This is a genomic window from Streptomyces sp. ISL-1 (genome assembly GCF_018614585.1).
GTDB lineage: Bacteria > Actinomycetota > Actinomycetes > Streptomycetales > Streptomycetaceae > Streptomyces > Streptomyces maoxianensis.
Genome location: NZ_JAGGOI010000014.1, coordinates 163,062 through 173,590, shown reverse-complemented (window position 1 = coordinate 173,590; position 10,529 = coordinate 163,062). Strand labels below are relative to the sequence as shown.

Genomic DNA, 10,529 nt, shown 5'->3' with positions numbered 1-10,529 from the left:
GACCCTAACTTCCCGGTCTTGGGGTAAAGCCGTGGAGCCGACCGTCCCCACCCCCGGGCTGGTTCTTTTCGCCCCCTTGTGGGCGCGGGCGGGCGACGACGTGCGGCCCCGGTGGCGTAGACATGGAGGGGCAAGCGCGGCGGCGTCCGGCCGGCGCCGCCGCACTCCGTGCGGCACCTCTGATCTCTGATCAGACTGCTACCGCAGTTCAGGAGGTCGGGAATGCAGACGCTCGATGCGTCCAATGTGGTGTTCTCCCGAGCGTCCGCCTCCCCCGGACTTGGTGCGCCGGTGTCTTGGGCGTCTGCTGGGGGTCACTCGGGCGCATGGCGGCCGTGGGACAGGGCCGGTCCCGTGTGGCCGGGCTGCGTGTGGCGGCTGGGTTGGCGGTCATCGGCTCACCGCCGGACGCCGGTCGGACCGCGAGCGCAGCGAGCCTTGATGATGTAGGGAAACTCTGTCCGCGTCGCGACTTCGCTAGCGCCCCACGGGATCAGCGATTCGCCCTCAGTCTTCTGTGTCCAGGGCTATACGGGCTGTCTCCTGGAAGGCGGTAACGGGGCCTTGTTTGGCGGCAGCAGCGGCCTCGAAGCGGGCTTCGTAGTCATCCAGGTGTGCCAGACCGTCTCTGATCGCGGCCCGTGCCCACTGAACGCCAATCATGTGCCAGGCCCGCATGGCCCGGTGGAGGTCTGCTCCGACTGCGGCTGCCGATCGGGGTCCTGCCACTGCCACTGCGGACGACGCGGTACTGAACTGGGCCCAGGCATCATGCGTCTCGACGAAGGCAGCTCTCCACTCGGGCGGCGCGCTTCCTTCCGCCGCCAGTTCATCGGCTACCTTCCACCACGCTGCGTTCAGATGTCGCGTCGCGGCCAGGTACGCGTTGTAAGCGTCACGTCGCATTTCATCCCGCCAGCGTTCACGTTCCCCACGCCGCTGTTCCCGGTGGTGCCTGGACTGGCTGGCCACAGACAGCAAGCCGCCTCCAAGGCCGCCGACAGTACCAACTGCCGCACCGACAATGGCCGCCATGCCTCCATCCATGACAACGGATTAGAGCGGAAGTGGAAGCCGCGCGCCAGAGTGCCCTTGCTGGCCAGCCCCACGCCTACGGCGGACCGGCAGAGTCACCCCCGCAACGTCAGCGCCTGAAGACGGCGAACCAAGATGAGTCGGCTTGCCCCAGGCATCGACCGCGGGATGGGCGCTCAGGAAGCCCTATCGGTGCGCGTGAGCGAGCTCAAGTGATCCAAGTAGTCGCGGCCGGCTACTTCGTTGGCGAAGTCGCGGTCGACGATCGAGGCGAGTTCTCGGCTCACCATGAGGAGCGAGGGCAACGATTGCCGGTCTCCCTTGAGTGCCCACTCCCCGTAGTTCACCGCCTGATCTAGGTCCCCCTGCCGCGCTGCGACCACCCCGAGAGTGATCCGGGCTTCGGCCATCCTCATGGGAGATCGCTCGGCTCCGTCGAAGTCCGTTCCGGCGCGAATGACTTCGTGAGCAAGGTTCTCCGCGAAGCGGTCCTCTCCGAGCAGTCGGTAGCAATCCATCGCGTAGAAATCGAACTTCGCCGGGTCCACGACGAAGTGGTGATCAAGGTTCTCGGGGTACGGCATTCCTTCGAGGAGCTTCCGGCCGCGATCGAGTGCCACCTCAGCCTGTCGACGGTCCCCGAGTCGGGCCCATCCCTTGGCTTCTTGCGCTGCCAGCTGTACGGCTACGCCGTGGGTTGGTGCGGCTTCGGTGCCTGCCTGGGAAGCGGCAAGGATGCCGCGGTAGTCGCTGGTCGTGAGGGCGAACCAGGCGCGCATCTCGTGTGCCCAACCGGTGATCTCGGAATTGTCGGCCTCACGGGCCAGGGACAGCGCAGCCCGACGTGTGCTCTCGGCGGCGGCTCGGTCCCCCATGTCGTACTCGACGCAGCCGATCAACAGGGCCAGCCAGCCGGAGAGCGTAAGAACCTCTCGGTGCTGAGCCAGTGTGAGCCGCTGCGACTGGAGGCCGGCTACACGCTTGAGCCACTGGCGCCCTTCCATCGCAAGCTGAGCGCTCGGCAGGTGGGGGTATTCCGAGCACAGTCGATCGGTGGTGATCCTCAACGCGTCGAGGGTGGCGCTGTCGACGTCGGAAGCCTGCAAGCGACTGATGATGTCCAGCGTCTCCATGCCGCTGGCCGCGACGATTTCGGCGTTGCCGTCCCGTCGACTGGCGACAGGGAAGATCGCGTGTGTCACCGTGCCGAAGGTTGCAGCAATGATCGGCTGGTAGAACTCGCTCGGCGTGACCTCGCCGGACTCCCAACGCTTCCACTGCCGAACCATGCTGGCGCCTTCGGGCAGACGCTTGGGGGAGTGTGCTCGCAATGCGGCTACGGCTTCGGACTGTGACCACTGCCGGGCTTCTCGCTCCGCCGCGATGCGTCGCGCCCATGCCGGACGGTCGTCGCTCATGTGCCCTCCCATCGGGGTGCCTGCTTCGAGGATGGCATCCCAGAGGCCGGTGACATGGAGGGTGACAGGGGGTTGGCACCAGGGCTGTCCCCCAGTGACACCAAGCCTGTCACTAGTTGCCCGATGACGGAGCGCGCATGGTGGGTCACCAGTCAGGCGCTGCCCTCGTGATCGACTCGCTTCTCCAACTCGGCCACCCGGGCGGCAAGTCTTCGGATCTCGGAGTGGATTGCGTTGATCTCGTCCCGCTCAACAGGGCCCGCCGCCCCCGCCGCGTTAGCAGGCGGCATCTGCACGAAGTACCCACGCGTCGGTACGGAAGTGACCAGCCCCTCGTCCATGAGGATCTGGAGCGCATTGCCGATCGTGACCGTCGTGACCTCGAACCTTTCGGCGAGATCTCGAAGCGATGCAAGGCGATGCCCTGAAGGCAGTGGGGCGGTCGTGATCTCCGTTCGCAAGGCGTCGGCGATCTGCACCTTCTTGGGCCTCGGATCGTGGGCAGCAACGGTCATGGATCGAGGGTATCGAGCGGTCCGAACTAGCGCACTGTATTGCGCACTACCCCTTGTGCTCTAGCTTGCTATAGAGCAGCATAGCTCATGGCATTCCAGTCGTGAGAAGCCGAGAGGGCGACGCCCAACCGCCAAGTAGTTCGCCGCCCTCCCAATCCCCTGAAAGGGAGTTCCATCATGCGCAAGATCCCCGTGAAAACCGAAGCCATGACGGTGATGCTCATCCAGGCCCCCGAGCCCAAGGTCAAGAACAGGGAGACCGGAGAGATCGCGAAGGACAAGCAGTCGGGCAAGGTTCTGTACAACGTGAACGTGGCCGTGATCGTGGACGGCCGCCCCGACGCGGAGACCGTCGTGGTCGCCGAGGACGGCATCCAGCCGGACCTGTTCCCCGGTTCCCCGGTGGCTCTGCCCGGCCTGGTGGCCACCCCGTGGGAGAACGAATACGGGCACGGCATCAGCTACCGCGCCACTGCCGTGATGGCCGCAGAGGTTCCGGCCGCCGCCAACGGCCAGGGCTGACCGCCATGTCCGGTGGAACGCTCTTAGTCCTGGTGGTGATAGTCACCGCCCTGCTCCTGGTGGCCCGCGTCAAAGCCCCGGCCGTGTACTGGACGCTGGTCGGTCTTCCGGCCGCGCTGTACCGGGTCCTGTCCTCCTACCGCCGGTCGATGGAAGCCTGCGAGCTGACCGTCGCCCCGCCCTGGTGGCGAGTGTTCGCCCACAAGCTCTCCGCCGGCGACACGATGGCCCGCCCCGGCATTCCGAAGGTTCGCGGGATACGCCCCACCGCCACAGGGCTCCGCCTCCGCCTGCGGCTGGCTGCGGGCCTGGCACCGGACGATGTGGTCAAGTCGGCCGAACGGCTGCGGCACGCCTGGGGCATCTACTCGGTCCACGTCGCCGAGATCAAACCCGGCGTGGTCGATCTGCGGCTGACGGGATTCGACATCCTCGCCCGGGTACGGATGCCGCGCCGGCTGCCCTCCGGTCCTCTGTCCGTCACTGTCGCCCTGCGGGAAGACGGCCTGCCCTACGTGCGGAACTACCAGGACATCCCGCACTCCCTCACGCTGGGTGCCAACCAGTCCGGCAAGTCGATGCACCAGCGCTGCCTGATCAAAGGGCTGGCGCCGCTGGATGTCGCCCTGGTCGGGATCGACTGCAAGCGCGGCGTGGAACAGGCCCCGTTCGCCCCGCGCCTGACCGCACTCGCCATCACCCCCGATCAGGCCGAGGGGCTGCTGGATGCGCTGGTCGCGGAGATGGAAGAGCGCTTCGACCTGCTGTGCCTGCACCAGGGCATTTCCCCAGGGACCCAGCTGGAGGACATCACCTCGGACATCTGGGGCCTGCCCAGGAAGCTGCGCCCGGTTCCCATCGTGGTGCTGATCGATGAGATCGCCGAACTGTTCCTGAGCACGTCCAGGGAGGACGGTGTCCGCAGGGATCGCATGGTGACCCAGCTGGTCCGCCTCGCGCAGCTGGCCCGTGCGGTGGGGATCTATCTGGAGGTGTGCGGGCAGCGCTTCGGCTCCGAACTCGGCAAGGGCGCAACGGCCTTGCGTGCTCAGCTCACCGGCCGTGTGGTGCATCGCTGCAACGACAAGCAGACCGCCGAAATGGGCCTGGGCGACATCAACGAACTCGCTGTCGTGGCCGCTACCGCCATCGCCGCCGAGCGTGCCGGTACCGCCATCGCGGGTGATTCCTCGGGCGGCTGGTCCCGCATCCGCACGCCGAAGACGACGTTGGGTGAAGTCGCCGCTGTGTGCCGCGAGTTCGCGCACCTAACCCCGCACATCCCGGCCCTGGACCCATTCCGCCCACAGCCTGCGATTCCTGCACCGGCGGCCGTGCCGATGGCTGCCCCGAGCGGCCCGTAGCACTTGGCTCCACCCCGGTCGGCGTGACCGCCTCGCGCCACGCCCCTACCTCTCCCATGCCCGAACACAGAAAGGAATGATTGCCTTGACCGCCTCGATGGCCTTCTACGCTGACGGCTCCACCACGATCCGGCTCGCCGACTACGGCGCCGAACGCACACCGATCCTCATGGTCGACGGCGTGGGCCACTCGCTGCACATCTCGGCCTTCAACTCCGTGCCGATCGCCGATCACCTGGCCTTCGCCCGAGAGTTGGCCACGGCCGCGACCGAGTATGTGGCGGCACTGGAGCGCTATGCCGCCAACTCCCCGACCGTGACGGCTGAGTGATCGCGATGGTCGCGCGCAAGGCACCGGCCCGTAAGACCGCGAAGCCCAAGCCGTGTCCGGACTGCCAGACCGGTCAGGTCTCCGAGTCCTTCCAGGTCGGTGGCCGGCGCAAGCGCGAAAGCAGCGACCGGCAAGAAGCCCTCTGCCTGACCTGCTTCGGCACCGGCCAAGCCCCCGACTAGATCCGCTGGGTGCCGGGCGGCCGGACCTGCGAGCCCCGCCCGGCCCCTGCCCAGCCCTAAGGAAGGAGAAGCTCGTCATGCCTGACCCGCTGACTGCCCTGGACGGCCTCGCTCCGGACGACTTCCTACGTCAGCTTGCTGCCTTGCGAGAGCAGCGTGACCAGATCGACCGACACATTCGCGCCTGCCTGGCATACGCGCGGGAGTTCACCAGCCCCCGGCCCTACACCTTGGCCTCGCTCGCGCAGGCGGCCGGACTGTCGATCTCTGGGGTACGTACCGCCTACACCCCGGCCGACTGTGCCGCCGTGGGCCGCGCCCTGGGCCGTGTCCCTCGGAGCCAGTCATGAAGACATCCACAGGGCGTCTGCGCCCGGATGCCGTGCTGGTGCAAGCCGTGATCGCCGGGGCCCTGTCCTTCGCCCACCTGCACGACATCGCCGCCGCAGCTGGCCAGGACGGCTGGAAAGCCTGGGCCTACCCCATCAGCGTCGACCTGCTCCTGGTCGCAGCGTGGCGACGCCTGCGCATCCTGCGCGCCGATGGCGGCCCGACCCGCGCCGCGTGGACCTGGTTCGCCGTCGCTCTCGCCGCGTCCCTCGGTGCGAACGTCGCGACCGCGGGCCTGCTCGACCTGACCAACGTGCCCGCCTGGCTGCGGATCCTGGTGGCCGGCTGGCCTGCGCTGGCCTTCCTCGGCGGCACCCTCCTCGTCCACACCCCCGAGCGTCCCCGCCCCGAGACGGTCCCGGCTGTCGAACCGGCACCGGACATCGACGTCACCCGCGACGAACCCACCCCGGTCCCGGCACCCGAGACCCCTTCGGCTCCGGCCCTGCCGCCCGCCATCCCGGTGCCCGCTGCGCTCCTGGAACACGCACGCAAGACCGCCGACACGCACCGAACCGTGACAGGGGCCCCGATCGACCCCGACACCTTGCGCGCTCGCCTCGGTGTCCCCCCGCAGCTTGCCGACGCCATCGCCGCCCAACTCGCTGGAAAGGACTGACCAGTCGTGAATGTCGAACTGCCGCTGATCGTCGTGGTCGCCCTCGTCGGCTACTTCGGGATCAAGCTCACCCGCCCGCCGACCTGGATGGTCGTCGTGCTCCTTCTCGGCGGCTTCCTCCTCGCCGACACCTACCTCGCCCCGGCCATCGAGTCCGGCACCAAGACCGGTGTCGACGTCGTCAACGGCACCACTAAGTAACCAGCCCCGGAAGGAGAAGCACTCGTGATACGTCCCGACGCACAGCTCCGCAGTGGCCACATCCCGGCTGACCTGATCCCCCCGGGTACCGACCCCCGCCAGGTGGTCATCGTCCACACGCAACCGCGTTCCTGGGCCGGACCGGTGCTCCTGGTCCTGGTCGCCACGGTCGGGCTGTGCGGCCTGGTCTACATCACCACCGTGGCCGTGCTGTCCCTGATCAAGGTGGCCGCAACTACCGCTGTCGCGGTCAAGACAGCAGTTCCGACCCTTGTCGGCGGGGGCGGGCTCATCACTCTCGCCCTCAAGACGCCCAAAGCAGGGCGCACGCGCACCAAACGCTGACCGGCCCCCGGGCGGCTCCGATACCGCCAAGCATCCGCCGCCCGGACGGCCCAGCCCCTACCCGACTTCATCAACCGGAAGGAATCTCCATGATGCCCGACCTCGCGGTTCGTGCTGCGCGGATCTGCCCCGACTGCGACGGCTTCCCCGTCGTCGCTATCACCACCGGCACTCGCAACCAGGACGGCACCCGCACCACCCTGCGTGTTGTGTGCCCGGCCTGCCACGGCACCGGCCACGCCCCCCGCTGGCTCGTCACCACCCGCCGCCCCGCTGTCTCGTCCGGGCAGGAGGCACGCCGGTGATGCGCCGCTTCGCCACTTCCCGGCCGACTTCGATCCATCTGTTCTGCGGCGCTGGTGGGGACTCCGACGGGTTCCGCCGGGCCGGCTTCGACGTGGTGCTCGGGGCCAACCACTGGGCACGCGCTGTGGAGACGCATGCGGCCAACTTCCCCGAGGCGGAACACCTCTGCGTGGATCTGGACCACTACGACATGCGGCGACTGCCCAAGGCCCGGGTCCTGGTCGGTTCCCCGATCTGCACAGAGGGCAGCCCTGCCGACGGCATCAGCCGACCCAAGCCGCCGCCCACCCCCGGCCAACTCGATCTCCTGGAGGAAGGACCCATCCAGGACGCCGCATGGGAGCGGACCCGGGCCACCGCCTACGACATCCTGCGCGCCGCCGAAGTCCACAACTTCGACGCCGTCGTCTGCGAGAACGTATCCCGCTTCGCCACCGCCTGGCCGCTGTTCTCCTGGTGGCTGCACGCCTGGGAAATCCTCGGCTTCCGCCACCAGATCGTCTCCGTCACCGCCGCCCACATCGGCGCGGACGACAACCCGCACGCCCCGCAATGGCGCGACCGCATCTTCATCGTCTTCACCCGCCTCGAACTGCGGGCGCCCAACCTCGATGTCCGCCCGCCCGCGTGGTGCACGGTCTGCGAGCAAGACGTGCTGGCCGTCCAGTCCTGGCGCAACGGCCGGAAGATCGGCAAGTACCGTCAGCAGTACGACTTCCGCTGCCCCAACACCGCCTGCCGCCATCAGATCATCGAGCCCTACGTACGGCCCGCCGCCAGCGCGATCAACTGGGCCGACCCCGGCATCCGGATCGGCGACCGGCCCACCCGGGGCATGAAACCGCTGGCAGCCTCCACCCTCCGCAAGATCCGGCTCGGGCTGGACAAGCACCGGGTGCCGTCCGTGGTCACCGTCAACCACGCCGACCAGGGCGACGGCCGCGCGTTCCCCGCATTGGCCGCTCCGCTGCCCACCCGCACGGTCCGGATCGGCGACGGAATCGCCATCCCGCCCTTGCTCGTCCCGGTCGGAGGCAGCTGGAACACCGACGCCGCCGCTGTCACCGGGCCCATGCGGACCCGCACCACCCGCGAAAGCGAAGCCCTGCTGCAGCCCGCCCCGTTCATCACCGAGCACCGCGGCGGCGGCTCCACCACCCGGGGAGTCAACGATCCGCTGGCCGCGATCACCGCTGGCGGCAACCACCACGGCTTGGTCATCCCCTACCGCAGGGGCGGACCGACCACGACCAGGACGCCGCTGCACACCATCGCCACCCGCGAGTCAGCCGGCTTAGTCCTTGGTGCAGACAGCGCCCCCGAACAGATCGATCCGCAGGACTGCTACTTCCGGATGCTGTCCGCCCGCGAGCACCTGCGCGCCCAGCGCTTCACCGACGACTACACCGTCCTGGGCCACGGGGGAGAGCAGACCAAGCAGGCCGGAAACGCGGTGCCCGCCAACGTCGCCCAGTGGATCGCCTCCGCCCTCCTGGAGGTGCTCTGATGCCCGCACCCGAACTCGACGCCGCCCCTGTGCTGGCGCTGACCGTGTGGCAGCCCTGGGCGAGCGCGATCGCCTACGGCACGAAGCGGATTGAGAACCGCACTTGGCCGACTGATCACCGTGGCCTGGTCCTGATCCATGCCGGACGCACTACCGACCCGAACGCTCATGACGCGCCGCTGGCCCGGCCGTTCCTGCGCCGTCCCTTCCCGCGGGGCGCGATCGTCGCCGTGGCCCGCCTGGAGAGCTGCCACACGGATGACGGCTGGTGCACGCTCTGGTCCGCACGCGGCCGCTACCACTGGCGACTGACCGACGTGACCCCGCTCGCCGCGCCGCTGTTCTGGCCCGGTGACCGTGGTCTGTGGACCCCGCCCCCTGGCCTGCTCGCCGCGCCGCTCCTCGCCGACGCGCTGGAGGCAGCCCGTGGCTGACACGCTCGATCCCACCCTGGGCGACCTGCTCAGGGTGGCTTCGGCCCCCGACTTCGACCGCTGGCAAGACCAGATCAAGAGGACCGGCGGCTGCGCCCAGCCCATCCACCTCACCGGCTGGAGCCTGACCCGCGACAAGACCACCGGCCAGGTCCTGCACACCTACTCCACTCAGGATGAGCCCGGTGGCCGGCTGCGCATCGCCTGCGGCAACCGCCGCGCCTCCCGCTGCCAGCCCTGCGCCTACCTCTACGCCGGCGATGCCTACCGCCTGGTGCGAGCGGGCCTGTCCGGCGACGAAGCCATGAACATCCCGACCGCCGTCCGTGAGCGGCCCCGCGTCTTCGCCACCCTGACCGCCCCGTCCTTCGGCCGCGTGCACAACATTCCCGACACCGGCCGCTGCCGCTGCGGCGTGCGCCACCGTGAGGACGATCCCGCGCTCGGCACTCCGCTTGACCCGGCGACGTACGACTACGCGGGCGCAGTGCTGTTCAACAACCACGCAGGAGAGCTGTGGCACCGGTTCATCAACCGACTCCGCCGCGAACTCGCCGCCGCCGCAGGACTCACACAGAAAGCCTTCAAAGAGGCTGCCCGGCTGTCATTCAACAAGGTCGCGGAGTTCCAAAAGCGCGGTGCCATCCACTTCCACGCCGTGATCCGCATCGACGGACCCGACGGCCCCGGCACCTTGCCACCGCGGTGGGCCACGCTCGACCTGCTCACCCAAGCGATCCGCGCAGCCAGGAAGCACCCCTACACCACGGTTACCGTGCCCGTTGTCGACGGGCAGCCCGCGCGCACGCTGTGCTGGGGCAAGAAGCTCGACGTCCGGCCCATCACGGCGTTCGACAGCGACGACATCACCGAGCAGAAGGTGGCCGCCTACGTCGCTAAGTACGCCACCAAAGCAGCCGAGACCACCGGCACACTCGACCGCCGCATCGGCGAACTCGCCGAACTCGACCAGCACCACGTACCCGACCACGCACGGCGGCTCATTCGCGCCTGCTGGGACCTCGATCCGCTCTACCCGGACCGCAAGCTCTGGGCCTGGGCACACATGCTCGGCTTCCGCGGCCACTTCCTGACCAAGTCCCGCCGCTACTCATCGACGTTCGGCGAACGCCGCCAGCTCCGCGCCGACTACCGCGCCGCCGAGCAACGCCAAGCCCTCGGCCTGCCCGAACCCGAGACCACGCTCGTGCTCGCCGACTGGCGCTACGCCGGCCACGGCCACACCCCCGGCGAATCCGCCCTCGCCGCATCCATCGCCGAAGACATCCGACTCAACCGAGAAACCGCACGCGAAGCCATGCAAGACCAACGCACACCGGAAGGAGCGATGACGTGAAAG

15 protein-coding genes are annotated in these 10,529 nt (G+C 68.6%); 12 read left to right on the top strand and 3 right to left on the bottom strand.

What is annotated here, in order from left to right; genetic code table 11:
• Window positions 1–507 precede the first annotated feature (507 nt).
• The 3 genes from J7E87_RS12060 to J7E87_RS12050 form a co-directional block, all read right to left on the bottom strand.
• Window positions 508–1,035, bottom strand: a complete 528-nt coding sequence (locus tag J7E87_RS12060) for a hypothetical protein (RefSeq protein ID WP_215092930.1) — start codon at window positions 1,033–1,035, stop codon at window positions 508–510.
• A 176-nt stretch (window positions 1,036–1,211) separates the two neighbouring features.
• Complete coding sequence (locus J7E87_RS12055; protein WP_215092928.1) at window positions 1,212–2,453, bottom strand: XRE family transcriptional regulator; 1,242 nt, start codon at window positions 2,451–2,453, stop codon at window positions 1,212–1,214.
• 152 nt (window positions 2,454–2,605) lie between these two features.
• Entirely contained in the window at window positions 2,606–2,968 is a 363-nt protein-coding gene (locus J7E87_RS12050) for a winged helix-turn-helix domain-containing protein (RefSeq protein WP_215092926.1), read from the bottom strand.
• 177 nt (window positions 2,969–3,145) lie between these two features.
• Between J7E87_RS12050 and J7E87_RS12045 the strand changes: the two genes are divergently transcribed.
• The 12 genes from J7E87_RS12045 to repSA all read left to right on the top strand — a co-directional run bounded on the left by J7E87_RS12045 (window position 3,146) and on the right by repSA (window position 10,526).
• A complete protein-coding gene (locus J7E87_RS12045; protein ID WP_215092924.1) occupies window positions 3,146–3,490 on the top strand; it encodes a hypothetical protein in 345 nt (114 codons plus the stop codon).
• Window positions 3,491–3,495: 5 nt separating this feature from the next.
• Window positions 3,496–4,854 (top strand): FtsK/SpoIIIE domain-containing protein, encoded by a 1,359-nt coding sequence (locus tag J7E87_RS12040; RefSeq protein ID WP_215092922.1) that lies wholly within the window; start codon window positions 3,496–3,498, stop codon window positions 4,852–4,854.
• 85 nt (window positions 4,855–4,939) lie between these two features.
• A complete protein-coding gene (locus tag J7E87_RS12035; RefSeq protein ID WP_215092920.1) occupies window positions 4,940–5,185 on the top strand; it encodes a hypothetical protein in 246 nt (81 codons plus the stop codon).
• A gap of 5 nt (window positions 5,186–5,190) precedes the next feature.
• Window positions 5,191–5,367, top strand: a complete 177-nt coding sequence (locus J7E87_RS12030; protein WP_215092918.1) for a hypothetical protein — start codon at window positions 5,191–5,193, stop codon at window positions 5,365–5,367.
• 77 nt (window positions 5,368–5,444) lie between these two features.
• Window positions 5,445–5,717, top strand: a complete 273-nt coding sequence (locus J7E87_RS12025) for a hypothetical protein (protein ID WP_215092916.1) — start codon at window positions 5,445–5,447, stop codon at window positions 5,715–5,717.
• Window positions 5,714–6,376 carry a DUF2637 domain-containing protein gene (locus J7E87_RS12020; protein ID WP_215092914.1) on the top strand — a complete coding sequence of 221 codons (663 nt, stop codon included), beginning with the start codon at window positions 5,714–5,716 and terminating at the stop codon, window positions 6,374–6,376. The genes J7E87_RS12025 and J7E87_RS12020 overlap by 4 nt, the downstream gene beginning before the upstream one ends.
• A gap of 6 nt (window positions 6,377–6,382) precedes the next feature.
• Window positions 6,383–6,577 carry a hypothetical protein gene (locus J7E87_RS12015; RefSeq protein WP_215092912.1) on the top strand — a complete coding sequence of 65 codons (195 nt, stop codon included), beginning with the start codon at window positions 6,383–6,385 and terminating at the stop codon, window positions 6,575–6,577.
• A gap of 24 nt (window positions 6,578–6,601) precedes the next feature.
• Window positions 6,602–6,922: a hypothetical protein gene (locus tag J7E87_RS12010; RefSeq protein ID WP_215092910.1), complete on the top strand. Its 321-nt coding sequence runs from the start codon at window positions 6,602–6,604 to the stop codon at window positions 6,920–6,922.
• 89 nt (window positions 6,923–7,011) lie between these two features.
• On the top strand, window positions 7,012–7,227 hold the full coding sequence (locus J7E87_RS12005) for a hypothetical protein (RefSeq protein ID WP_374195162.1): 216 nt from the start codon (window positions 7,012–7,014) through the stop codon (window positions 7,225–7,227).
• Window positions 7,227–8,735 (top strand): DNA cytosine methyltransferase, encoded by a 1,509-nt coding sequence (locus J7E87_RS12000; RefSeq protein ID WP_215092908.1) that lies wholly within the window; start codon window positions 7,227–7,229, stop codon window positions 8,733–8,735. The genes J7E87_RS12005 and J7E87_RS12000 overlap by 1 nt, the downstream gene beginning before the upstream one ends.
• Window positions 8,735–9,169: an ASCH domain-containing protein gene (locus J7E87_RS11995; protein WP_215092906.1), complete on the top strand. Its 435-nt coding sequence runs from the start codon at window positions 8,735–8,737 to the stop codon at window positions 9,167–9,169. The genes J7E87_RS12000 and J7E87_RS11995 overlap by 1 nt, the downstream gene beginning before the upstream one ends.
• On the top strand, window positions 9,162–10,526 hold the full coding sequence (repSA, locus tag J7E87_RS11990) for a replication initiator protein RepSA (protein WP_215092904.1): 1,365 nt from the start codon (window positions 9,162–9,164) through the stop codon (window positions 10,524–10,526). The genes J7E87_RS11995 and repSA overlap by 8 nt, the downstream gene beginning before the upstream one ends.
• The last annotated feature ends 3 nt before the right edge of the window (window positions 10,527–10,529 follow it).